General features: G+C 73.6%; 18 protein-coding genes. 10 read left to right on the plus strand and 8 right to left on the minus strand.

Annotated features, from left to right (window positions below; translation table 11 throughout):
* Window positions 1-47: 47 nt before the first annotated feature.
* The 3 genes from GFH29_RS01165 to GFH29_RS01175 form a co-directional block, all read right to left on the minus strand.
* Window positions 48-1,439, minus strand: coding sequence for an amidohydrolase family protein (locus GFH29_RS01165; RefSeq protein ID WP_153321670.1), 1,392 nt, complete (start codon window positions 1,437-1,439; stop codon window positions 48-50).
* Complete coding sequence (locus GFH29_RS01170) at window positions 1,436-2,662, minus strand: CoA transferase (protein WP_228387684.1); 1,227 nt, start codon at window positions 2,660-2,662, stop codon at window positions 1,436-1,438. The genes GFH29_RS01165 and GFH29_RS01170 overlap by 4 nt, the downstream gene beginning before the upstream one ends.
* Window positions 2,663-2,766: 104 nt before the next feature.
* Window positions 2,767-5,955: a DEAD/DEAH box helicase gene (locus GFH29_RS01175; protein ID WP_153321671.1), complete on the minus strand. Its 3,189-nt coding sequence runs from the start codon at window positions 5,953-5,955 to the stop codon at window positions 2,767-2,769.
* A gap of 131 nt (window positions 5,956-6,086) precedes the next feature.
* On the opposite strand from GFH29_RS01175, the gene GFH29_RS01180 reads away from it, so the two are divergent.
* Both GFH29_RS01180 and GFH29_RS01185 read left to right on the plus strand, forming a co-directional pair.
* Window positions 6,087-6,713, plus strand: a complete 627-nt coding sequence (locus GFH29_RS01180) for a class I SAM-dependent methyltransferase (RefSeq protein ID WP_153321672.1) — start codon at window positions 6,087-6,089, stop codon at window positions 6,711-6,713.
* Window positions 6,710-7,408: an NAD-dependent deacylase gene (locus GFH29_RS01185; protein ID WP_153321673.1), complete on the plus strand. Its 699-nt coding sequence runs from the start codon at window positions 6,710-6,712 to the stop codon at window positions 7,406-7,408. The genes GFH29_RS01180 and GFH29_RS01185 overlap by 4 nt, the downstream gene beginning before the upstream one ends.
* Before the next feature lie 115 nt (window positions 7,409-7,523).
* On the opposite strand, the gene treZ is transcribed toward GFH29_RS01185, so the two are convergent.
* From treZ to glgX, 3 genes are read right to left on the minus strand one after another with little or no spacing between them, the layout of a single operon-like run.
* The gene (treZ, locus tag GFH29_RS01190) at window positions 7,524-9,284 is read right to left on the minus strand and encodes a malto-oligosyltrehalose trehalohydrolase (RefSeq protein ID WP_153321674.1); all 1,761 of its coding nucleotides are present in this window, start codon (window positions 9,282-9,284) and stop codon (window positions 7,524-7,526) included.
* Entirely contained in the window at window positions 9,284-11,653 is a 2,370-nt protein-coding gene (gene treY / locus GFH29_RS01195; RefSeq protein WP_153321675.1) for a malto-oligosyltrehalose synthase, read from the minus strand. The genes treZ and treY overlap by 1 nt, the downstream gene beginning before the upstream one ends.
* 3 nt (window positions 11,654-11,656) lie before the next feature.
* Entirely contained in the window at window positions 11,657-13,882 is a 2,226-nt protein-coding gene (glgX, locus tag GFH29_RS01200) for a glycogen debranching protein GlgX (protein WP_153321676.1), read from the minus strand.
* 161 nt (window positions 13,883-14,043) lie between these two features.
* Here glgX and GFH29_RS01205 point away from each other — a divergent pair, with 161 nt between their 5' ends.
* Together GFH29_RS01205 and GFH29_RS01210 are read left to right on the plus strand one after the other, a co-directional pair.
* Window positions 14,044-15,189, plus strand: coding sequence for an acyl-CoA dehydrogenase family protein (locus GFH29_RS01205; protein WP_153321677.1), 1,146 nt, complete (start codon window positions 14,044-14,046; stop codon window positions 15,187-15,189).
* 83 nt (window positions 15,190-15,272) lie between these two features.
* The gene (locus tag GFH29_RS01210) at window positions 15,273-16,022 is read left to right on the plus strand and encodes a VIT1/CCC1 transporter family protein (RefSeq protein ID WP_153321678.1); all 750 of its coding nucleotides are present in this window, start codon (window positions 15,273-15,275) and stop codon (window positions 16,020-16,022) included.
* 27 nt (window positions 16,023-16,049) lie between these two features.
* On the opposite strand, the gene GFH29_RS01215 is transcribed toward GFH29_RS01210, so the two are convergent.
* Entirely contained in the window at window positions 16,050-16,514 is a 465-nt protein-coding gene (locus tag GFH29_RS01215) for a hypothetical protein (RefSeq protein WP_153321679.1), read from the minus strand.
* 106 nt (window positions 16,515-16,620) lie between these two features.
* On the opposite strand from GFH29_RS01215, the gene thpR reads away from it, so the two are divergent.
* From thpR to GFH29_RS01245, 6 genes are all read left to right on the plus strand, one after another.
* Window positions 16,621-17,187 carry an RNA 2',3'-cyclic phosphodiesterase gene (gene thpR / locus GFH29_RS01220; protein WP_153321680.1) on the plus strand — a complete coding sequence of 189 codons (567 nt, stop codon included), beginning with the start codon at window positions 16,621-16,623 and terminating at the stop codon, window positions 17,185-17,187.
* A gap of 100 nt (window positions 17,188-17,287) precedes the next feature.
* Window positions 17,288-19,726, plus strand: a complete 2,439-nt coding sequence (gene pepN / locus GFH29_RS01225) for an aminopeptidase N (RefSeq protein ID WP_153321681.1) — start codon at window positions 17,288-17,290, stop codon at window positions 19,724-19,726.
* A gap of 104 nt (window positions 19,727-19,830) precedes the next feature.
* A complete protein-coding gene (locus GFH29_RS01230; RefSeq protein ID WP_153321682.1) occupies window positions 19,831-20,982 on the plus strand; it encodes an NAD(P) transhydrogenase subunit alpha in 1,152 nt (383 codons plus the stop codon).
* On the plus strand, window positions 20,979-21,299 hold the full coding sequence (locus GFH29_RS01235) for an NAD(P) transhydrogenase subunit alpha (protein ID WP_153321683.1): 321 nt from the start codon (window positions 20,979-20,981) through the stop codon (window positions 21,297-21,299). The genes GFH29_RS01230 and GFH29_RS01235 overlap by 4 nt, the downstream gene beginning before the upstream one ends.
* Window positions 21,296-22,669: an NAD(P)(+) transhydrogenase (Re/Si-specific) subunit beta gene (locus GFH29_RS01240; protein ID WP_153321684.1), complete on the plus strand. Its 1,374-nt coding sequence runs from the start codon at window positions 21,296-21,298 to the stop codon at window positions 22,667-22,669. The genes GFH29_RS01235 and GFH29_RS01240 overlap by 4 nt, the downstream gene beginning before the upstream one ends.
* A gap of 52 nt (window positions 22,670-22,721) precedes the next feature.
* Window positions 22,722-22,895: a hypothetical protein gene (locus GFH29_RS01245; protein ID WP_153321685.1), complete on the plus strand. Its 174-nt coding sequence runs from the start codon at window positions 22,722-22,724 to the stop codon at window positions 22,893-22,895.
* A 28-nt stretch (window positions 22,896-22,923) separates the two neighbouring features.
* Here GFH29_RS01245 and upp read toward each other — a convergent pair whose 3' ends face one another.
* A complete protein-coding gene (upp, locus tag GFH29_RS01250) occupies window positions 22,924-23,571 on the minus strand; it encodes a uracil phosphoribosyltransferase (protein ID WP_153321686.1) in 648 nt (215 codons plus the stop codon).
* Window positions 23,572-23,584 lie beyond the last annotated feature (13 nt).

Consider the following 23,584-nt stretch of genomic DNA (forward strand, 5'->3'; position numbering starts at 1 on the left):
GCCCCAGACCTCCGCGCTGAATTCCTGCACTGGGTAATGAAAGGACACTACGTCCCGATCGCGGCGATCCGCCCCCCCGTCGCGACGAGTCGCACCAGGTCGGCAGCGGGTCGTTCGCTGGCGAATTGCAGCGGAATCCGGAGCAGGCAGACATCGCCCGCTACGCCGAGGCTCAGCCGGCGCGGCCTGTGCCCGGGGTCCGCAGGAGGGGAGAGGTACCCCGCGAGGGCGGTGAGTGTCGGCACGGCCTCCTCCGGTGAGACGGGCCTGCCTGTCGTGGTCCGGCGAGCGGCGGCGGCGCGGATCACCCGCCACGGGTCAGGGTCGCCGAAGGGCGCGTCGCTGGCCGGGCACACCGGGATCCCGGCCTCGAGCAGCGAGGCGTACGGGTAGAGGAACGGCTGCTCGCCGGGCTCGACATCGACGAGGTACTGGTCCCCGCGCGCTTCCACGAAGCCGGGGTTGGTCACCACCCGCAGGCCGAGGCGGGCGAGGTCGGGACGCAACCCGGGTACGACGACGCCGCCGTGCTCGAGGCGGTCGCCCGCCATGGTGCCGACCTGCTCGAGCGCCGCGAGGACCAGGGCGAGAGCATCCGTCGAGACCGAGTGCACGGCGACCGGACGCCGGTTGCGGTGGCGGGCCTCGATCCAGGCGGCGACCGTCTCCACGAGCGGCAGGTCGTGGTCGCGCAGCAGCAGCTTCGCCGGCCCGGACGCCACACCTGTGGTCCCGTCCGGCGCCGACCACCTGTCCGGTGCGCCGAGCAGGGTGAGGCGCTGCGGCAGCGCGCCGCTCCGCCGGGCGCCGGTCAGCAGTTCGAGCGCGGAGCGGTCGAGCTCGGGGGTCGCATCGGTGACGCCGGTGATGCCGAGCCGGAGCAGCCGGTCGCCGACCGCGGCGAGGTCGGGCTCGGTCGCGGGGAGCGCGGCGCGCAGGCGGACGTCGTAGCGCCAGAGACGACCCGTGGGCCGGCCGGCGTCGTCGCGCTCGACGTCGGCGGAGTCGTCGAGCGCCTCGGCGACCTGCGCGAGGGCTGCGGAGTTGAGGACCCAGAGCGCGCCGCTGCGGTGCTGGACACGGACCGGGCGGTCGGGGAGGAGGCGGTCGAGGACATCTCGGTCGAGGTGGCCGGCGATGGACTCGTGATAGCCGCGGGCCCGGACCCACCCATCCTCGGCGGTGCGCAGCAGGGCGCCGAGCTCCTCGGCGTCGGCGGCGACGCCGCAGTCGACCGACGGTGCCGCCATCGCCAGCAGGTGGAGGTGGTGGTCGTGCAGCCCGGGGAGCAGTGCGCCACCCGCGCCGTCGACCACCAGCTCGTCCGTCGTGGAGGACGACGCGACGTACTCGCCGTCGAGCAGCACGACCTCGGGATCCACGATCGCCACGTCGCAGCGCCGGCCACCGACCTCGACGTCGCGCAGGTGCAGCCTCAACGCCACCACCGTGGGTTGTCGGCCCCCGGTTGCGCGGCTGTGCCGGACGGGCGACGGGCCCGCGGCGGTTCGACCGGGTGCAGGCCGCTCGCCGTCTCGACCCACCACTCCCCGTCGCGCCGGATGACCGTCGCCTCGTGCGCGGGACGGGCGGCAGCCTCCTCGGCGACGTGCAGCATCGAGACGTCGACCAGTCGCGCCGTGCGTGGGAGCAGGGCCTCGGCGGCCGCGGCCGCGGCCGCGAGACCGGCGAGCGGATCGGCCAGCGCGTCTCCGACCGGCAGCAGCCCGGTCCCGTCCGGCACCGCGAGACCTGCCGCAAGCGCGACGTCGTCGCCGAAGCCGATCGTGTCCGAGGCGCGGCCGCGAGCGGTGATCGAGACCCAGGTGGTGCCGGCGGCGACGTGGTCCTCGGCGAGGATTCCGAGACTCTGCAGCGCGCGGGGCCGCGAGGCCTCGAGCACGAGGTCGGCCCGACCGATCAGCTCACGCAGGCGGTGTACGTCGCTGGGGTCGGCGAAGTCGAGGGTCACCGACTCGTGCGCGGCATGGAGGAGGTCGTAGAAGCCGGCCGGTCCGAAGCGCGCCCCGTCGAGGCGCCCGGTGCTCTCCACCTTGACCACACGACACCCGGCGAGCCCGAGCAGGTGTGCGCACAGCGGGCCGGCCCACAGCGAGGTGAGGTCGACGACGAGCGGACGCTCCCGGGGCTGCCGGGTGGCACCCTCGGTGAGCACCACGCCCGGGCGGCGGGAGGGTGCCGGCGGCCATGCCGCAGCGGCAAGCCCGAGCAGGTGGGCGCGGGCCACGGCGTCGCCGGTCGGGTGGTCCGCGGCCCAGTCCGCCACCGCCTGCCACGGGTCGGCGTCGACGACCGCCTCGATCAGGGCGGGGACCATCTCGATGTCGTCGGGGCGGGGGAGCGACAGCCCCAGCCAACCGTCGGTGGTCGGCATCGTGCGGAAGGCGCCCCCGCACGACCGCGGCCCCTGGCGGGTGAGTCCCGCGATCGCGGCACGCTCACCGAGGACGCCGGTGTCGAGACCGTGCGCCGCGAGGTCGAAGGCCCCGCGCCGTGCGGCTGCCGCGGCTGCGAAGGCGGCCAGCCGGCGCGCGGCGTAAGAGGCCGGAGCGCCGGGCGCCACCAGTGGTGGCCCGTCCGGCCGGCCGCTGAGGGCCATCGCTCCGGAGCGGGCCCAGCAAGCGACCGGGTCGTCGTACACGCGGGGGATCCTATGCTGCCGCGAGCGGGGGCCGCCGGCACTCGGTGGGCTCGGAACGACTCGAGTTCATCCGCTCGGGGGACCCGGGGGGGCGTCCCGCCAGGTCAGGAGAACAGGCCGCGCACGTCGTCGGCGTCGATGCCGAGGCCCTGGGCCCCTTCGCCGCTGAACACCGAGGCGAAGAGGTCGGCCTTGCGCTGCTTCAGCGCGACCACCTTCTCCTCGATCGTGCGCGCGGAGACCAGCCGGTAGACCATCACCGGCCGGTCCTGGCCGATCCGGTGCGCCCGGTCGACGGCCTGGTTCTCCGCCGCCGGGTTCCACCACGGATCGAGGACGAAGACGTAGTCGGCCTCGGTGAGGGTCAGGCCCACCCCGCCGGCCTTGAGGCTGATCAGGAACGCGTCCCCGTCACCGGACTTGAACGCCTCGATCTCGGCAGCGCGCTGGCGGGTGGCGCCGTCGAGGTAGCGCACGGTCAACCCCTCCGCCTCCAGCCGCGTGCGGGCCCGCTTGAGGAAGCTGGTGAACTGGCTGAAGACCAGGGCGCGGTGTCCCTCCGCAGCCAGCTCGACCAGGTGCTCGGCCAGGACGTCCAGCTTCGCCGAGCCCAACGTCTCGTGGGCCTCGTCCACGAGGGCAGGATCGAGGCTCAGCTGGCGCAGCCGGGTCAGGGCACTGAAGATCGCCACCCGGTTGGAGTCGAAGTCGTCGACCAGACCGAGGATCGACTGCCGCTCGCGCTGGAGCCAGGTGTCGTACAGCCGCTGGTGCGCCGCCCCCAGGCTCACCTCCACCACCTGCTCCTGCTTGGCCGGCAGGTCCGAGGCGACCAGGTCCTTGGTCCGGCGCAGGACGAAGGGCCGGATCCGCGCCCGGAACCGCGCCAGAGCCGCGGGGTCGCCGTGCTTCTCGACGGGCCTGGCGACCTGCTCGAGGAACTTCGTCGGCCAGGGGTAGAGGCCTGGCGCCGCCACCGACAGCAGCGACCACAGCTCCATCAGCCGGTTCTCGAACGGAGTACCGGTCACCACCAGCCGGAAGGGCGTCTCGAGGCGGCGGACCGCTTGGTAGGTCTTGCTCCGGTGGTTCTTGATCGCCTGGGCCTCGTCGAGCACCAGCCCGCCCCACTCCAGGGCGGAGTACGCGTCGGCCTCGAGGCGGAACAGCGTGTAGGAGGTGACGACCACGTCGGCGCCGGCCGCGACCTCCTCGAGGGACTCCGTACGCCGCGCGGCCGAGGCGTCCACGACCCGCACGGTCAGACCCGGGGTGTGCCGCGCCGCCTCCGAGGCCCACGCCGTCATCACGCTGGTCGGGGCGATGACCAGGAACGGCGCGGCGCCGTGGGCGCGGGCGTGGCTGATCATCGCCAAGGTCTGCAGGGTCTTGCCCAGCCCCATGTCGTCGGCGAGGATCCCGCCGAGCCCCAGCTGCCACAGCTGGACCAGCCAGCGGATCCCGTCGTGCTGGTAGGGCCGCGGCGTGCTCACCAGCCCCGCCACCTCGACCTCGGGCAGCGTCTCGTGGCCGATCAGCGCCTGCGCCGCCTCCACCCAGCGGGCCGCCTGGGCGTCCACGACGCCCAGCTCGGCCAGCTCGGCCCAGAAGCCCAGGTCGCCCTGGTCGACCCGCAACCGGTCCGGCCGCGCGGCGCGGATCTCGGCCGCTGCCGCGACCAGCTCGGCGAGGCGCCGGAACTCCGGGCGGTCGGTGGCCAGGTGGAGCCCACTCGGCAGCACCATCCGGGACTGCCCGGTGGTCAACGCACCCAACAGGTCGGTGAGTGGCACCTGTTCGCCCTCGACGTCGATCACCACCCGCAGGTCCAACCAGTCGGTGGGGCCGTCGGCGTCGTCCTCATCGGTGACGAACTCGATCGTCGGCGCGGCCACCGCGGCGCGGAAGTGGGGGCGCTGCCCGGTCTCCACCACCTCGATGCCGTCGTGGGCCAGGAGGCGCGGCAGGTCATCGGCGACGAAGTCGACCGCCGCCGGACCGGTCACCGTGACGCGCGGTTGCAGGTGGGGCCACTCGCCGGCCGCCTCGAGCAGGGCGCGCTCCGCGGCCGGACGTCGTACGGCGGGGTCCCGCTGCGTGCTGTCGAGCGGGAAGTGGGCGTCGGCGTAGCGCCAGCGCCACGACACCTGGGCGAGGAGTCCCTCCCACTCCACGACCACCTGGAGCCGGGGCGGCACCTCCTCGGCGAGCGGGATCGACCCGTCGGAGGAGACGACCGACAGGTGCTGGCGCAGGCGGGGCAGGTAGTCGCTCTCGAAGGCCGCGCGATCGGCGGCCGGCACCTCGAGGCTGCCGCCGCTGCGGTGCACCTGCAGCAACGCCTCGGGCAGCCGCTGCTGCAACGGGGCGAGGACGAGGTGCAGCCGCGGGTGGAGGGCGGTGGAGCCCTTCCGGGTGGGCGCGACCAGCGCGACCGAGTGCGGCTGCCTCCCCAGGAGCAGCAGGCCCTCGCCGGAGACGAACACCTCGCCGCGCCAGACCCCCAGCCGCAGGCGCGCCCCGTCCTGGTGCTCCACGACGTCGAGGACCGCATCGACCGGGTCGGCGACCTCGACGGTGGCGACCCGTTCGCCGCCGATCAGCGCGATCCCGGCCTCCTGCGCCTGCTGCAGCAGCGTCGGCAGCTGTGGGCCGATCTCGGTGAGGTCGAGGACATCGCGCGGCGCCGCTCCGGGGACCGCCTGGACGAACCGGCTCAGCACCGCGAGCTGGTCGAGGTCGTGGGCGTCGTCGTACTGAGGAGTCGCGGCGTGCGCCCAGGAGATCCCGGTCTTGATCCAGTTGTCCCGCGCCCCCTGGCGCATCGGCCGCAGCCACAGACGTTGAGCGGCCTCGGCGTGGCCGCGGTAGCGCCGCCGGGTCGGCACCGGGATCTCGAACTGCAGCGCCAGCTTCTTGCGCGCGGGCGGGGCCGCCGCGCCCTGCTCCAGCGGCTCGAGCACCTGGTCCAGGCTGCGCTGCCACGCCGGCGGCGCGGCCACCGGGCGCATCGACTCCGCGGCCCGGATCGCCAGCAGGACCGCGACGGCGTGCTTGCACTGGTGACCGACCGGGCACTCGCACCGGGCGTCGATGGCGCCCTCGTCGATCCGGATCCGGACCCGGTAGGGAGCGTTCCTGGTGCCGGCGACGGACCCGCGGATCTCCACCGCCTCGCGGCCGCTCGGGCCCGCCTCGGCGGAGAGCACTCGCCGCGTCGCGGCGTACTGACGACCGCGGGCGATGCTGCCGGGGTCGAAGGCGGCGAAGAGCGCCGTGTCGCTGATCGTCACCCGCCGCACGCTGACCAGGGTGCCACGCCGAGGCGGTGAGCGGGCGCGCGGGTTCGCGTCGGCACCGTGCCGCTGCGCGCCCCCTGGTACTACTGGGTCGACGCCACCACCGACACCACCTCGAGGAGCCCATGACCACCCGCTGGGAGCGCATCGCGCGCGCCAACAACGGCGAGGAGTACGCCGCGGCGTACGCCGAGCGGTTCCGCACTCTCGCGGCGCAGGGCGAGGACATCCACGGGGAGGCGGCGTTCGTGCAGCGGCTGCTCGACCCGCCGGCGCGGGTGCTGGACGCCGGCTGCGGGACCGGCCGGATCACCGAGCGGCTCGCCGAGCTGGATTATGCGGTGGTGGGCGCCGACGTCGACCCCGCGATGCTCGAGCAGGCCCGCGCGGCGGCGCCGACGCTGGACTGGCGCCAGGCCGACCTGGCCACGATGGACCTCGGGGAGCGCTTCGACCTGGTGCTGCTGGCCGGCAACATCATCCCGCTGCTCGAGCCGGGCACGCTGGGTGCGGTGGCGGAGCGGCTCGCTGCACACACGGTCCCCGGGGGTCTGGTCGTGTGCGGCTTCGGCCTCGATTCCGCCCACTTGCCGGCCGGGTGCGCGCCGACCCCGCTCGCCGACCACGACGCCGCGCTCGCGGCGGCCGGCCTGGAGCCGGTCGCGCGCTACGCGACGTGGGACGGTGAGGCCTACGACGACGGTGGGTACGTCATCACCGTGCATCGCAGGCCTGAGGAGGACGTGTCGTGAGGGTGGTCGTGCTGACCGGAGCCGGGATCTCCGCGGAGAGCGGGGTCCCGACGTTCCGCGACTCCGACGGGCTGTGGGAGGGCCACCGGGCCGAGGACGTCGCCACCCCGGAGGCCTTCGAGTACCAGCCCGCGGTGGTGCAGCGCTTCTACGACGCGCGCCGCGCGGCCCTCGCCGGCGTCGAGCCGAACCCCGCGCACCTCGCGCTGGTCCGCCTGGAGGAGGCGCTCGGGGACGACCTGCTGGTGGTCACCCAGAACGTCGACGACCTGCACGAGCGCGCCGGATCCCAGCGGGTCGTGCACATGCACGGCGAGCTGCTCTCCGCGCTGTGCGTCGGTTGCCGCGGCCGCTCGCGGTGGGACGGGGACCTCAGCGACCACCCGCCGTGCCCGCGCTGCGGGAGCGCCGAGCTGCGCCCCGACATCGTCTGGTTCGGTGAGATCCCCTATGCGATGGACAGCATCGTCGAGGCGCTCCAGCGCTGCGACCTGTTCGTCTCGATCGGCACCTCCGGCGCGGTCTACCCCGCGGCCGGTTTCGTGCAGAACGCAGCCACCTACGGCGCTCGCACCCTCGAGCTCAACCTGCTGCCCAGCGAGGGGAGCCACCTGTTCGACGAGTCCCGCCTCGGCCCCGCCGGCGTACTCGTCCCGGCCTGGGTCTCCGAGCTGCTCACCGACTCCTGGGCCTGAACCCCTCGCCGAGTCGGCGCCAATGGCGCGCCCAGTCGGCGCCAATGGCGGCGTACGTCTCGATTCAAGTGGTCGGAAGTCTCGACTCGACCGTCAAAAGTCTCGATTCAACCTCTCAGCCGAGGAGCGCCCCGGCGTGCGGCGGGAGGGTGAGGGTGTCGGCGTGGAGGGTGGCGCCGGCGGGGGTGCTGAAGAGGGCCGCGCGGTCGGGGCCGACGGGGAGGACCGCCTCGGCGTCGCCGAAGTTGACCGCGACCAGGAGCGAGCCGCGGCGCATCGTGAAGACCCGGGCCTCCTCGTTGACCGTGCAGGACACCGAGGTGAACGACGGGTCGGTGAGGTCGGGGAGCGTACGGCGCAGCCGGGCGAGCTCGCGGTAGACCTCCAGCAGCCGCGCGTGCCGCCCGCCCTCGAGCTCGGACCAGTCCAGCTTGGAGCGCTCGTACGTCGCGGGGTCCTGCGGGTCCGGCACCACCGCGGGGTCCCAGCCCATCCGCTCGAACTCCGCGATCCGCCCCTCCGCGGTGGCGGTGCCGAGCTCGGGCTCGGGGTGGCTGGTGAAGAACTGGAACGGTGTGGAGGCCGCCCACTCCTCGCCCTGGAACAGCATCGGGGTGAACGGGCCGGCCAGCGTCAGCAGCGCCGCGCAGGCGAGCTGGTCGTCGTCGAGCACCTCGGTGATCCGGTCGCCGACGGCGCGGTTGCCGATCTGGTCGTGGTTCTGGCTGCACACCACGAGGCGCCAGGTCGGCAGCGTCTCGGTGTCGATCGGCGCGCCGTGGTCGCGGCCGCGGAAGGAGGAGAAGGTGCCGTCGTGGAAGAACCCGCGCTCGCAGACCTTCGCCAGCGCCGCGAGCGGCTCGAAGTCGGCGTAGTAGCCCTCGGTCTCCCGGGTCAGCGCGACGTGCACGGCGTGGTGGAAGTCGTCGCTCCACTGGGCGTCGATGCCCAGTCCGCCGCCTTCGCGCGGGGTCACCATCCGCGCCTGGTTGAGGTCGGACTCCGCGATCAGCGTGAGCGGGCGGCGCTGGTGGGCCGACAGCGCGGCGACCTCGATCGCCATCTCCTCCAGCAGGTGCACCGGTGAGGAGTCGTCGAGCGCGTGCACGGCGTCGAGGCGCAGCCCGTCGACGTGGTAGTCCGACAGCCACATCCGCACGTTGTCGAGGATCAGCCGGCGCACCTCGGCGGAGCCCTCGGTGTCGAGGTTGATCAGGTCGCCCCAGGTGTTCGCGCCCGACTTGAGGTAGGGCCCGAACAGCGGCAGGTAGTTCCCCGAGGGCCCGAGGTGGTTGTAGACGACGTCCTGGATCACGCCCAGCCCGGCGGCGTGGCAGCCGTCGACGAAGCGCTGGTACGCCGCGGGGCCGCCGTACGCCTCGTGGACCGTCGACCACAGCACGCCGTCGTAGCCCCAGTTCCAGGTGCCGTTGAAGCCGTTGACCGGCATCAGCTCGACGAAGTCGACGCCGATCGAGCGCAGGTGGTCCAGGCGCTCGAGCGCGGCGTCCAGGGTGCCCTCGGGGGTGAAGGTGCCGACGTGCAGCTCATAGATCACCGACCCGGCCAGCTGGCGCCCGGTCCAGGCCTGGTCGGTCCAGGCGTACGCCGTGGGGTCGAAGGTGCGCGAGCGGCCGTGGACGCCGTCGGGCTGGCGCCGCGAGCGCGGGTCCGGCCGCGGGGTCTCGTCGTCGTCGAGCAGGTAGCCGTAGTCGATGCCGTCTGCGGGGCCATCGGTCAGGCCGGGGAGCTCGGGGAGCGCCGCGCCCGGCGTCCACCAGTCGTCGGCGCCGCGGACCATGTCCACGACCGCCTCGCCCACCGCCAGGCGCACCCGCGCCGGGCGCGGCGCCCAGACGTCGAAGGGACCCCTCATCACTTCTCCTCGTCAGTGGCCGGGACCAGCAGGGCCACCGGCAGTCGGTCCAGCAGGTCGCTCAGGCCGAGCCCGCCGGGCCCGGACTCGTGGATGGTCCCGGTGAGCGTGTCCACCCAGCGCCCCGGTGCCAGCGCGACGCTGGTGTCGCCCCAGCCGCCGCGGGCGGCGAGCCCGACCGGCAGCCGGGTCGCCACGGTGACAGCGCCGCCGCGGTCGAAGGCCAGCACGTGGTCGGCCGCCGGCCCGCTCGCGTCCACCGCGTCGTACGACGTGAACAGCTCGGGGCGGTCGCGGCGCAGGCGCAGGGCGGTCGCGGTGACGTGCAGCTTGGCGCTCCCGGGGTCATCGACCCGCGGGGTCGGCGCCTCCCAGGCGCCGGTGCGCAGCAGCTCGGCGCGGGTGTCGAAGTCGACCCACCGGCGGTTGTCCGGGTCGACCAGGCTCTGCTCCCACAGCTCGCTGCCCTGGTAGACGTCCGGCACGCCCGGGATCGTGAGCGCGACCAGCTTGGCGCCCAGCGCGTTGGACCAGCCCGGCACGGTGACCTGCGCGAGCAGGTCCTCCAGCACCGCGGTCACCTCGGGGTCGTCGAAGGCGCTGTCGACCGCCGCGTGCACGGCCGCCTCGTAGTCGGTGTCCGGGGCGGTCCAGGTGGTGCGGTCGCCGGCCTCGCGCATCGCCTTCTCGGCGTACCCGTGCAGCCGCTCGCGGTCTGCGGGCCAGGCCCCGAGCACGGCCTGCCACAGCAGCGACCCGAAGCCCGGGTCGGGCAGCGGCGCCAGCGCCAGCAACCGGTCGAGCGCGGCCGCCCAGACCTCGGGGATCTCGGCGAGCGCGGTGATGCGGGCGCGGACGTCCTCGCCGCGCTTGGTGTCGTGGGTCGAGAGCGTGGTCATGGCGTGCGGCCAGCGCTGCTGACGCTCGGCCATCGCCTCGTGGAAGCCCGCCACCGGCAGCGCGAAGACCGAGGGGTCCCCGCCCACCTCGTTGAGCGAGGTGAGCCGCGACCAGCGGTAGAACGCGCAGTCCTCCACGCCCTTGGCCATCACCATGCCGCTGGTCTGCTGGAAGCGCCGGGTCCCGTCGGCCTCGCCGTCGGTCAGCTTCGGCTCGAGCCTGTCGAAGGTGCCGGCGAGGTCGGGACGCCGGCGCCGCGCCTCGGCGAAGGCGTGCTCGAGGTGCTCGCGGCCCTCGGGCAGGTAGGAGCGGTAGACGCCGAAGCAGGCCATCAGCTCCCCGATCGCGTCCTCGGCGCGGAAGGCCGGCAGCGTCGGGTCCTCGCGGCGCAGGTCGCGCACGATGCGGCGCACCTCGGAGTGCAACAGGTTGTCCGCGACCTCGCGCTTGGTGCCGTGCACCATCTCGGCCCAGTCCACCGGCGCGCCGCGCAGCCGGGCCTCGAGCGCATCGAGGGGCCCCTGGCCGGCGGGGTCGGTGAGCACCCGGTCGATGTGGGCCAGCGCGTCGTAGCCGGTGGTGCCGGCGGTGGCCCAGGAGGACGGCAGCTGCTCGCCGGGCTCCAGGATCTTCTCGACCAGGACGTAGGCGCCGCCGGTGAGGGCGGCCAGGTCGTCGAGGTACGTGCCCGGGTCGCGCAGCCCGTCGGGGTGGTCGACGCGCAGCCCGTCGACCAGGCCCTCGTCGAACCAGCGCCGGATCTCCACGTGGGTGTCGTCGAAGACCTGTGGCTCCTCGACGCGTACGGCGGCCAGCGTGTTGACCGCGAAGAAGCGGCGGTAGTTGAGCCCGTCGTCGGCCACCCGCCAGTTGACCAGCTCGTAGTGCTGCCGGTCGTGCACGGTGTTCGCGTCCACCCCCGGCTTGCCCCAGTCGTCAGCGGTGCCGGGCGCGACCGGGAAGCGGTGGTCGTGGTAGCGCAGCTCGGGCTCGCCGTCGGGGCCGTCCACCACGTCGAGGTGGCCGACCGGGCCGCCGTCGAGGGTCTGGTCGTCGTCGCCGACGACCGGGATCCGCAGCCGCTGGCCGGTGGGGTTCCAGTCGATGTCGAAGGCGGCGGCGCGCTCGCCGTGGCGACCGTGCTTGAGCACGTCCCACCACCACGGGTTCGCCGCCGGCGTCGCGACGCCGACGTGGTTGGGCACGATGTCGACCAGGACGCCCATGCCGAGACGGCGCGCCTCCGCGCTCACGGCGGCCAGGCCCTCCGCGCCGCCGCGCGAGGCGTCGACGTGGTCGTGGGCGACCACGTCGTACCCGTGGGTGCTGCCGGGCTCCGCCGCCAGCAGCGGGGACAGGTAGACCCAGTCCGCCCCCAGCTCGTGGAGGTAGGGCAGCAGCCGGGCCGCGGCGAACAGGTCGAGGTCCTCGGTGATCTGCAGCCGGTAGGTGCTGGTGGGGACGCGCACGGCTCAGCCCCGCCCGTTGTGGGCCGACTGGGCCGCCACGGACGCCGCGACCGACAGGTCGGGCTCGGTCTCCGGCTCGCGGTGCTCGCGCAGCACGAGCACGCTGCAGGTGTCCAGCTCGTACGTCGCCCCGGCCGCCAGCGGCGGGCTCGCGTCGGCCTCGCCGCCGGTGTCGATCACGACGTCCCACGCCTCGGCGTACTCCTCGGGCGGGAGGGTGATCGTGGCCGGGCCGTCGGCGTTGAAGTAGAGCAGGAAGTGGTCATCGATGATCGGCTGGCCACGCTCGTCGCGCCCGGCGATGCCGTGGCCGTTGAGGTACATCCCCAGCGCCTTGGCGCCGTCGTCCCAGGCGTCGTCCTCGATCGGGCGCCCGTCCAGGTGCAGCCACACGATGTCGTTGAGACGGTCGCCGTCGCCACCGTCGGGGACCCGCACGGTGCCGCCGGTGAAGAACCGCTTGCGCCGGAACGTCGGGTGGTCGCGGCGCAGCCGGGCGACGGCGGCGGTGAACTCGACCAGCGGCAGGTCGGCGTCCTTCCAGTCCACCCAGCTCAGCTCGGAGTCCTGGGCGTAGGTGTTGTTGTTGCCCTGCTGGGTGCGGCCCAGCTCGTCGCCGTGCAGCAGCATCGGCACGCCCTGGCTCAGCAGCAGGGTGGCGATCAGGTTGCGCTGCGCGCGCGCCCGCGCGGCCAGGATCTCGGGGTCGTCGGTGGGACCCTCGACGCCGTGGTTGTTGGAGCGGTTGTGGCTCTCGCCGTCGTTGTTGTCCTCGCCGTTGGCGTCGTTGTGCTTCTCGTTGTACGACACCAGGTCGCGCAGCGTGAACCCGTCGTGGGCGGTGACGAAGTTGATGCTGGCGAACGGGCGCCGCCCCGAGTGCTCGTAGAGGTCCGAGGAGCCCGCGAGCCGGCTGGCGAACTCGCCCAGGGACGGCTCGCCGCGCCAGAAGTCGCGCACGGTGTCGCGGTAGGCGCCGTTCCACTCCGTCCACTGCGGCGGGAAGCCGCCGACCTGGTAGCCGCCCGGGCCGACGTCCCACGGCTCGGCGATCAGCTTGACCTGGCTGACCACCGGGTCCTGCTGCACGAGCTCGAAGAACGTCGCGAGCCGGTCGACCTCGTAGAACTCCCGGGCCAGGGTGGAGGCGAGGTCGAAACGGAACCCGTCGACGTGCATCTCGGTGACCCAGTAGCGCAGCGAGTCCATGATCAGCTGCAGGGAGTGCGGGTGGCGCACGTTGAGGCTGTTGCCGGTGCCCGTGTAGTCCATGTAGTAGCGCGGGTCGTCCTCGACGAGGCGGTAGTAGGCCTGGTTGTCGATGCCGCGGAAGCTCAGCGTCGGGCCGAGGTGGTTGCCCTCCGCGGTGTGGTTGTAGACCACGTCGAGGATCACCTCGATGCCGGCGGCGTGCAGGGCCTTGACCATCGACTTGAACTCGTGGACCTGCGCACCGAGGGTGGCGGGGTCGCGCCCGGTCGAGGCGTAGTCGGCGTGCGGGGCGAAGAACCCGAGGGTGTTGTAGCCCCAGTAGTTGCGCAGGCCCTTCTCCAGCAGCGTGCTGTCCTGCACGAACTGGTGCACCGGCATCAGCTCGATCGCGGTCACCCCGAGCTTCTGCAGGTGCGCGACCACGGCCGGGTGCGCGACGCCGGCGTAGGTGCCGCGCTGCTCCTCCGGCACGTCCGGGTGCAGCTGGGTGAGGCCCTTGACGTGGGCCTCGTAGATCAGCGTGTCGTTGTAGCCGTAGCCGGGGCGCCGGTCGCCCTCCCAGTCGAAGTAGGGGTTGATGACGACGCCGTGGGTCATGTGCGGCGCGGAGTCCTCGTCGTTGCGCGAGCCCTCGTCGCCGAAGTTGTAGGCGAACAGCGCCTGGTCCCAGTCGATATCGCCGGTGGTCGCCTTGGCGTAGGGGTCGAGCAGCAGCTTGTTGGGGTTGCAGCGCAGCCCCTGCTCGGGGTCCCAGGGACCGTGCACGCGGTAGCCGTAGCGCTGCCCGGGCTGGATGCGCGGCAGGTAGCAGTGCCAGACGTAGGCGTCGACCTCGGTCAGCTCCAGCCGGGTCTCGGACAGGGTGCCGTCGGCGGTCTCGTCGAACAGGCAGAGCTCGACGCGCTCGGCGACCTCGCTGAACAGCGCGAAGTTGGTCCCGCTGCCGTCGAAGGTGGCACCGAGGGGGTAGGGCTGGCCCGGCCAGACCTCGGGGGCTGCGTCGGCGGGATCGATCACGGGGGCACCTCTCGCGGGGCTGCGTGGAGCGGGACGGGTCGCGGCGCCCGGGAGGGGGCGCGCGCGGGCCCTGGGCGGCGGAGCCCGACTTGTACCCGTTGGTCGCCGGGAGGAATCTTCCAGGCCTCCCGCCGTCTGTTACCGATGAGTATCGTGACGACATGTTGCGAGCGATCTATGACGAGGACCACGAGGCATTCCGCGGCTCGGTACGCGAGTTCCTGGAGCGCTCGGTGCTCCCGGACGTCGAGCGGTACGCCGAGGCGAAGGCCATCCCGCGCGAGTTCTGGCTCGAGGCCGGGCGCCAGGGCCTGCTCGGCCTGGCGATCCCGGAGGAGTACGGCGGGGCCGGGGCCGACGACTACCGGTTCAACGCGGTGCTGCTCGAGGAGCTGAACAAGGTCAACGCCGCGCTCGGCTCGTGCGTGGGCATCCACGCCGACATCACCGCGCCGTACCTCGTCGAGCTCGGCACCGAGGAGCAGAAGAAGCGCTGGCTGCCCGGCGTCGCCGCCGGCGAGATCCTGCTCGCGATCGGCATGACCGAGCCCTCCGGCGGCTCCGACCTCGCTGCGCTGAAGACCACCGCGGTGCGAGACGGGGACTCCTGGGTGATCAACGGCTCGAAGACGTTCATCACCAACGGCTACTCCGCCGACCTGGTGCTGGTCGCGGCCCGCACCTCCCCGGAGAAGAAGGCGCGCGGCATCACCCTGTTCGCCGTCGAGGCGAGCGCGCCCGGCTTCAGCCGCGGACGCAAGCTCGACAAGGTCGGCCAGGACGAGTCCGACACCGCCGAGCTGTTCTTCGAGGACGTCCGGCTCACCGACGCCGAGATCGTCGGCGAGCTCGACGGCGGCTTCATCCACATGATGCAGAAGCTGCCCCAGGAGCGGCTGGGCTGCGCGATCTCCAACGTCGCGCACGCCGCGCAGATCCTCGAGGAGACCATCGCCTACGCCCAGGAGCGCAAGGCGTTCGGCCAGTCGATCGGGCAGTTCCAGCACAACAAGTTCCTGCTCGCCGAGCAGGTCACCAAGATCGAGGTCACCCAGGCCTACATCGACCAGTGCGTGGTTTCCCACGACGCAGGCGAGCTCAGCCCGGTCGACGCCGCGAAGGCGAAGTGGTGGTCCTCGCAGGTGCAGAACGAGGTGCTCGACCACTGCGTGCAGCTGCACGGCGGCTACGGCTTCATGAACGAGTACCGCGTCGCCCGCGCGTGGCGCGACGCCCGGGTCTCGAAGATCTGGGCCGGCTCCAACGAGATCATGAAGGAGCTCATCGGGCGCGACATTGGTCTGTGAGGGGCTGTGAGGGCTTGTGAGTGGCGGCGAGGGGCAGGCAAGCCTTGCTTGCCGCCCCTCGCCGCGCGGGCGACGCTGGGACGATGAGCCCCAAGGCGCGCCACCCCGCATCGACCACCCATCCCGGGGAGCCGGGAGGGCCCGGTGAGCCGGGCAGCGGCGGCGTTCGGGGGAGGCTGAACTGGCTGCGGGCCGGCGTGATGGGCGCCAACGACGGTGTGGTGTCCACCGCCGGGCTGGTCGTGGGTGTCGCGGGCGCGACGACCGACCAGGGCGCGATCGCGGTCGCCGGCGTCTCCGGGCTGGTCTCGGGCGCGATCAGCATGGCCGCCGGCGAGTACCTCTCGACGAGCACCCAGCGCGACTCCGAGCTCGCGATGCTGGACACCGAGCGCCGCGAGCTGGCCGAGCAGCCCGAGGCCGAGCGCGAGGAGCTCGCCGGCCTGCTCGTCGAGCGCGGGCTGAGCGAGGACGTCGCCCGCGAGGCGGCGGAGCAGATGATGGCCCGCGACCCGCTGGCCGCGCACGCCCGCGTCGAGCTCGGCATCGACCCGGACGACATCACCAACCCGTGGGCGGCGGCGTTCGCCTCCGCGGTGTCGTTCGTGGCCGGGGCACTGCTGCCGCTGCTGGTGATCCTGCTGGCGCCCGACGACATCCGGGTCGTGGTCACGGTGCTGAGCGTGCTGGTCGCGCTGGCGATCACCGGCGTCACCAGCGCGACGCTGGGCTACGCTCCGCGCACCCGGGCGGTGGTGCGCAACGTGGCCGGGGGCGCGCTGGCGATGGGGGTCACCTATGCGATCGGGTCGTTGCTGGGGACGCAGGTCTGAGGGCTCCCGGGGCAGCCACAGCCACAGCTACGGCCGCAGCCACGGCCCTTCGCCGACCTCGCTGCCCTCGACCTGGTAGCCGGCGGCGTACAGCGCCCGCATCGCCGCGTCGACCGCGCGGAGGGTGTGGGGCACGCCGTACCGTTCGTCCCCCCACACCCGGTGGATCCGCACCCGCACCTGGGTCTGCGGCGCGGTGTCGAGCGTCTCCAGGTCGACGGTCGCCATGAAGGACCAAGTGACCAGGCGCCGCGGCAGCAGGTCGAGGCGCTGCAGGAATCCGATGTCGTCGGGGACGAGCAGCGTGCGTGGCCAGGACCCGACCCGCAGCCGGGCACGAGTGGGCTCGCGCTCCTGGAGTCGGTACCGGGCGGCGATGAGCGCGTCGACGAGCGCCGCCACGGCCACCTCGGGCGGCGCGGACGTCGTGAGCGTGAGCGTCGGCTCGTAGAAGCGGTCCGGCCGGTTCCGCCGCCGTTGCCTGTCGCGCACGTCCTCGCCGCCTCCTTGATCGCCGGCCGCCCCTCGCCCGGGACCCGCACCCTGCCCCGGGTCGCGCCGGGGCAATCGTGTGTCGGGAGACGTCTAGCATCTGGTGATGCGGATGTTCGCGGCTGTGGTGCCACCCGAGGAGGTCGTCGCGGATCTCGACGCCTTCCTCGACGTACGCCGCGCGGCCGGGCCGTTCCGCTGGGCGCCGGCCGAGCAGCTGCACGTGACGGTGGCGTTCTATGCCGACGTGCCGGAGCGGGCGCTCGACGACCTGGTCGAGCGGCTGGGCCGGGCCGCCGCGAAGCGCACGCCGTTCACCACCGCGATCACCGGCGGCGGCGCGTTCCCGCACGTCGCCGGGGCCCGGGTGATCTGGGCCGGCCTCGACCTCGACGAGGAGGGGCGGACCGAGCTCGACCGGCTCGCCACCGGGGCGCGGGCGGCCGCCAACCGCGCCGGCGTCGCCGTCGACGGCCAGCGCTTCCGCCCGCACGTGACGCTGGCCCGGCTGCGCCACCCCGACGACGTGAGCGACTGGGTGCGGCTGCTGGACACCTACGGGGGCCCGGCCTGGACCGTCGACCGGCTCCGCCTGATCGCCTCCCACCTCGGCGAGGGTCCCCGCGGCCGCCCCCGCTACGAGCTCATCGACGAGCTCCCCCTCACCCGCTGACCCCCACCGCCGAGTCGGCTCGTGTGGTTGCGCGAGTCGGCGCCAATGGCGCGCCGAGTCGGCGCCAATGGCGGGCCCCGGGCACCGATACGGTCGGGGGATGTCCCTCACCCTCGACGAGGCCCGTGCCCGGGCCGCCCAGCTGAGCGACGTCGCCTACGACATCGAGCTCGACCTCACCGACGCGTCTGCGGACACCTTCGGCTGCCGCACGCGGGTCACGTTCACGACCTCCGGGCCCGACACCTTCCTCGAGCTGAGCGGTGCGCGCGACCTCGAGGTGCTCCTCGACGGCGCCCCCGTCCCCACGTCGTACGACGGGCGAAGGATCGCGCTCACCGGCCTGCCCACCGGCGACCCGGCGACCGTCGAGGTGACCGCTCGGGTCCCGTACGTCACCGACGGCGACGGGATGCACCGCTTCACCGACCCCGCGGACGGCGAGACCTACCTGTCGGCCTACCTCGGCATGGACGTCTCGCAGCGGGTGTTCGCCTGCTTCGACCAGGTCGACCTCAAGGCGCCGGTGACCATGACCGTGCACGCCGACCCCGCCTGGACCGTGCTGGCCAACGGCCGGGCGCGCGAGCACGGCGACGGCACCTGGCGCTTCGCGACGACCCCGCCGATCCCCACCGACATGGTGGTCGTCTGCGCCGGCCCGTGGCACTCGGTGACCTGGGAGCACCGCGGACTGCCGTTCGGCTGGCACGCGCGCCGCTCGCTGGCCGCCGAGCTCGACCGCGACGCCGCGGAGCTGCGCGCGCTCACCGAGGGCTGCTTCGACCACTACGCCGAGCTGCTCGCCGAGCCGTTCGTCTTCGACTCCTACGACCAGGCGTTCGTGCCGGGCCAGAACTGGGGCGCGCTGGAGACCCCGGGCTGCGTGACCTACCGCGACGAGCTGCTGCCCCGCGGCCGGGTCAGCGAGCCGATGCGGGTGCGCCGCGCGACGATCGTGGCCCACGAGATGGCGCACATGTGGTTCGGCAACCTGGTGACGATGCGCTGGTGGGAGGACACCTGGCTCAACGAGTCCTTCGCCGACTACATGGGCTACCGCGTCGCGCGCGACGGCGCCGGGTACGCCGACACGCTGGTCGCCCACGAGGCGCGCCGCAAGCCGCGGGCCTACGACGCCGACCTGCGCCGCTCCACCCACCCGGTCGCGCCGCGCGCCGAGGACGTGCCCGACGTGGACGCCGCTTTCAACAACTTCGACCAGATCTCCTACGCCAAGGGCAACTCGGTGCTGCGCCAGCTGGTCACCTGGCTCGGCGACGAGGCGTTCCTCGTCGGTGTGAACGCCCACCTCGCCGCCCACCGCTTCGGCAACGCCACGCTCGCCGACTTCGTCGACGCCCTCGACGCCGCCTCCGAGCGCGACGTGCGCGGCTGGGTCGAGTCGTGGCTGCGCCGCTCGGGCCACGACACGATCCGCGTCGATCGCGACGGCGGCGTACCGGTGCTGACCCGCGAGGGCGAGCGGCCGCACCGCCTCCGCGTCACGGCGTACGACGTGGCGCCGGGCGGCACCTGGACCGAGGTCGGCGCCCGCCTCGTCGACGTCGCCGACGAGCCGGTGCGCCTCGAGGACTGGGCCGGTCGGGTCGTGGTGCCGAACAGCCACGGCGAGACCTTCGCGCGGCTGCGTCTGGACCCGCTCTCCTGGGACGCAGCACGCGCCGGGCTGTCCGGCCTGGACGACGTGGCTGTCCGCACGGTGCTGTGGCAGCACGCCTTCGAGCTGGTGCAGTCGCGGCGGCTCCCGGTCGAGGAGTACGCCGACCTGGTGGCCACCCACCTGCCCGCGGAGTCGCATCCCGAGCTGCTCGAGGCGGTGCTGGAGCGCACCCTCGACGAGGTGCTGCTGCGCCGGACCGCGCCGGGCGACGCCGAGTGGCTCCTCGCGGTGGTCGCCGCGGCCTGCGCGCGCGGGCTGGCGGACGGCGCCGGGGACCCCGAGCGTGCCCTGGCCTGCACCCGCGGCCTGATCACCACCTCCACCGACGTCGACCTGCTGGGCGGCTGGCTGGCCGCGGCCCGCGCCGGTGGGGGCACCGCCGAGGGCGTCGAGCTGACGCCGGGACTGCTCTGGGGGATCGTGCACCGCCTCGCCGAGCTCGGGGCGCTGGACGCCTCCGCGATCGAGGAGGAGCGACGCCGCGACGGCACCGTCGACGGCGAGCTCGGCGCCGCGCGGGCGCTGGCGGCCCGCCCCACCGAGGAGGCCAAGGCGGAGGCGTGGGCGCGGATGGCCGACGACCCCGAGGTCTCCAACCGGCTCTACGCCGCGCTCGCCGCGGGGCTGTGGTCGCCGGGGCAGACCGACCTGCTCGCGCCGTACGTCGCCCGCTACTTCGCCGAGTCGCCCGGCATCGCCGAGCGCCGCGGCCAGGCCTTCTCCCAGGTCGTGGGGCGCGCCTTCCCCGCGCTCGCCCTCGACCCCACGCAGGTGCAGCTGCTGCGCGACGCCCTCGACGGCGAGGTGCCCCCGGTGCTGCGCCGGCACTGGCAGGACCGCCTCGACGACCTCTGACCCCTCGCCGAGTCGGCGCCACTGGTTGCGCGAGTCGGCGCCAATGGTGCGGCGAGTCGGCGCAAATGGCGCGCCCTGTCGGCGGATGTGACTAGGTTCACCCTGTGAGGGTCGCTGTGGTCCGGGAGACCCGCGAGCACGAGACGCGGGTGGCGCTGACACCTGAGCTGGTCACCAAGCTGACCGGCCTCGGGTGGGAGGTCGCGGTCGAGCCCGGCGCCGGCGAGCGGGCGATGCACCTCGATGACGACTACGTCGCGGCCGGCGCGGTCCTCGACCCCGACCTGGTCGACGACCTCGCCGGTGCCGACCTGGTGCTCTCGGTGCAGCCGCTCTCGCCCGCACGCGTACGCCGCCTGCGCCGCGGCGCCACCACGGTCTCGTTCCTGCCCGCGACCCTGGAGCCGGCCCTGGTCGCGGACCTGCGCGACGTCGGGGCGACGTCGTTCGCGATGGAGCTGGTCCCGCGGATATCGCGCGCGCAGTCGATGGACGCGCTCTCCTCGCAGTCGCTGGTGGCGGGCTACCGCTGCGCGGTCGTCTGCGCGGGGCTGCTGCGCCGCTTCCTGCCGCTCAACATGACCGCCGCCGGCACGGTCCCGCCAGCCGAGGTCGTGGTCCTGGGCGCGGGGGTCGCCGGGTTGCAGGCGATCGCGACCACGCGTCGCCTCGGCGCGGTCGTGCGCGCCTACGACGTGCGCGCCGCGGCCGCGGAGGAGATCCGCTCGGTGGGCGCCCACGCGATCGAGCTCGACCTGCCCACCCTCGAGGGCGCCGGCGGCTATGCCCGGGAGATGTCGCAGGAGCGCGCCGAGCTCCAGCGCGAGCTGCTGGCGCCGTACGTCGCGGCCGCGGACGCGCTCATCACCACCGCCGCCGTACCCGGCCGGGCGGCACCGCTGCTGGTCACCGCCGCGATGGTCGAGCAGATGCGCGCCGGGTCGGTCGTCGTCGACCTCGCCGCCGACGCCCCGACCGGCGGCAACGTCGAGGGCTCGGTGCCCGGGGAGGTGGTGCGGGTCGGGCGGGCCCAGGTGTGGGGCGGTCGCAACGTGCCCGCCCAGATGCCGGAGCCGGCCTCGCGCCTCTACGCCGCCAACGTCGCCCACCTGGTCGCCCTGCTGACCCGCGAGGGCGCCCTGGCCCCCGACTGGGAGGACGAGATCGTGGCCACCAGCTGCGTCACCCACGACGGCGAGGTGCGCCACGAGCCGGCGCGGCTGCTGCTCGAGGACGCCGGAGGGGAGTCGGCATGAGCGACCCCGTCGCCTGGCTCACGATCTTCGTGCTCAGCGTGGCCGTCGGCATCGAGGTGATCGCCAAGGTCTCCTCCACCCTGCACACCCCGCTCATGTCGGGTGCCAACGCCATCCACGGCGTGATCCTGCTCGGCGCCGTCATCGTCACCGGCACCACCGAGTCCACGCTCGCGCTGGTGGTCGGGCTGGTCGCGATCGTGCTGGCCGCGATCAACATGGCCGGCGGCTTCGTGGTGACCGACCGGATGCTGCGGATGTTCGGCCGGCGCCGCCCCGCCAAGGACGCCGCCCCGCAGCGGGGGAGCGCCCGATGACCCCCACCTGGGCCCAGCTGGTCTACCTCGCCTGCGCGGTCGGCTTCATCCTCGCGCTCAAGGGCCTGTCCGGTCCGCGTACCGCACGCGCCGGCAACCTCGTCGGCGCGGGGGCCGCGGTGGTCGCGGTCGCCGTCCCGTTCTTCTACCTCGACCTCGACCACGTCGCGCTGATCCTGGGCGCGATCGCGCTCGGCACCCTGGTCGGGGTGCTCGGCGCCCAGCGGGTGCAGATGACCCAGATGCCGCAGATGGTGGCGCTCTTCAACGGTGTCGGCGGCGGCGCGGCCGCGCTCGTGGCGCTGCTCGAGCTGACCCACATGGGGGCGGCGACCCCCGACTTCGACCTCGCCGCGACCGGGTTCACGCTCGCCGTCGGCGCGGTCTCCTTCGCCGGCTCCGCGATCACCTTCGCCAAGCTCCAGGAGCTGATGACCTCGCGGCCGGTGGTCTTCCCCGGCCTGCCCGTGGCCTTCGGGCTCGCGGCCGTCGCCGCGGTCGTGCTCGCGGTGCTCGTGGTCCGCGACCCCTCGGTCCCGCTCGGCGTCGCGCTGGCCGCGGTCGGCCTGCTCCTCGGCGTACTCCTGGTGCTGCCGGTCGGCGGCGCCGACGTGCCGATCGTGATCAGCCTGCTCAACGCCTTCACCGGGCTGACCGTGGCCGCCGGCGGCTACGTCCTGGGCAACGTCGTGCTGCTGGTGGCCGGCACCCTCGTCGGTGCCTCCGGCACCTTCCTCACCCTGCTGATGGCGCGGGCGATGGGCCGCTCGGTGGCCAGCATCCTCTTCGGCGCGCTGCGCGGCGGCTCCACGCTCGGCGCCGGCGTCGCCTCCGACCGCCCGGTGCGCTCCGCCGGGCCGGAGGACGTCGCGATCGCGCTGGGGTACGCCGAGCGGGTGATCGTGGTGCCCGGCTACGGCCTGGCCGTCGCACAGGCGCAGCACACGCTCCGCGAGATCGTCGACCTGCTCACCGAGCGCGGCGTCCGCGTGGACTACGCGATCCACCCGGTGGCCGGCCGGATGCCCGGGCACATGAACGTGCTGCTCGCCGAGGCGCAGGTGCCCTACGAGCAGCTCGTCGAGATGGACGACATCAACAACGAGTTCCGCCACACCGACGTGGTGCTCGTGGTCGGCGCCAACGACGTCGTCAACCCCGCGGCCCGCACCACCCCCAGCGCGCCGATCTACGGCATGCCGATCCTCGACGTCGACCAGGCCCGCCAGGTGGTGTTCCTCAAGCGCTCGATGCGCCCCGGCTTCGCCGGCATCGACAACGAGCTGCTCTTCGACCCGCGCACGACGCTGCTGTTCGGTGATGCCAAGGAGTCACTCGCCAAGCTGCTCGCCGCCCTCAAGGGGCTCTGAGCAGGCTCAGACCAGGGCGGGACCTCGCGGCCGCCCGCTCGTTGAGCACGGCATGGACGAGGACGAGGAGCGCCTGGGCCGCCCCGACGGGCACCGCTACGCCGCACCGGAGCCGGAGAGCGAGCGCGAGAGCCGGGAGTGGGTCTACGTCCTGCTCGCGCTGGTCGTGGTGGGCCTGATGGTGCTGATCGTCACCGGCGTGGTCCCGGTCCACCCCGGCGGGTAGAGCCGGGCGGCTGGGCGGCCGGCGAGGCTCAGGCGCCGCCGGCGATGCCGTAGAGCCGGTCGCCCGCGTCACCGAGGCCGGGCACGATGTAGCCCTTCTCGTTGAGGCGCTCGTCCATCGCGGCGGTCACGACGGTGACCGGCACGTCGAGGTCGGCCAGGTCCTTCTCGAGGCGCACGCAGCCCTCGGGAGCGGCGAGCAGGCAGATCGCGGTGACGTGGTCGGCCCCGCGGTCCGTGAGGAACCGGATCGCCGCGGCGAGGGTGCCGCCGGTGGCCAGCATCGGGTCGAGCACGTAGCACTGGCGACCGGACAGGTCCTCGGGCAGCCGCTCGGCGTACGTCGCGGCCTCGAGGGTCTCCTCGTTGCGGACCATGCCGAGGAAGCCGACCTCGGCGGTCGGCAGCAGCCGCATCATGCCGTCGAGCATGCCGAGCCCGGCGCGCAGGATCGGCACCACGAGCGGCTTCGGGGTCGCGAGGCGTACGCCGGTGGTGGGCGAGACCGGGGTGGTGATGTCGACCTGCTCGACGCGGACGTCGCGGGTGGCCTCGTAGGCCAGCAGGGTCACCAGCTCGTCGGTCAGGTGGCGGAACGTCGGGGAGTCCGTGCGCTCGTCTCGCAGGGTGGTGAGCTTGTGGGCGACGAGCGGGTGGTCCACGACATGAGTACGCATGTGTGAAGGCTAG

The sequence above is a fragment of the Nocardioides sp. dk884 genome, from assembly GCF_009557055.1.
In the GTDB taxonomy this organism is placed as follows: Bacteria; Actinomycetota; Actinomycetes; order Propionibacteriales; family Nocardioidaceae; genus Nocardioides.

Coding starts and splice junctions, on each gene's coding strand:
- GFH29_RS01180 (WP_153321672.1), top strand. CDS start 6,087: ATGACCACCCGCTGGGAGCGCATCGCGCGCGCCAACAACGGCGAGGAG.
- treZ (WP_153321674.1), bottom strand. CDS start 9,284: ATGAGGGGTCCCTTCGACGTCTGGGCGCCGCGCCCGGCGCGGGTGCGC.
- GFH29_RS01205 (WP_153321677.1), top strand. CDS start 14,044: ATGTTGCGAGCGATCTATGACGAGGACCACGAGGCATTCCGCGGCTCG.
- GFH29_RS01210 (WP_153321678.1), top strand. CDS start 15,273: ATGAGCCCCAAGGCGCGCCACCCCGCATCGACCACCCATCCCGGGGAG.
- thpR (WP_153321680.1), top strand. CDS start 16,621: ATGCGGATGTTCGCGGCTGTGGTGCCACCCGAGGAGGTCGTCGCGGAT.
- pepN (WP_153321681.1), top strand. CDS start 17,288: ATGTCCCTCACCCTCGACGAGGCCCGTGCCCGGGCCGCCCAGCTGAGC.
- GFH29_RS01235 (WP_153321683.1), top strand. CDS start 20,979: ATGAGCGACCCCGTCGCCTGGCTCACGATCTTCGTGCTCAGCGTGGCC.
- GFH29_RS01240 (WP_153321684.1), top strand. CDS start 21,296: ATGACCCCCACCTGGGCCCAGCTGGTCTACCTCGCCTGCGCGGTCGGC.
- GFH29_RS01245 (WP_153321685.1), top strand. CDS start 22,722: ATGGACGAGGACGAGGAGCGCCTGGGCCGCCCCGACGGGCACCGCTAC.
- upp (WP_153321686.1), bottom strand. CDS start 23,571: ATGCGTACTCATGTCGTGGACCACCCGCTCGTCGCCCACAAGCTCACC.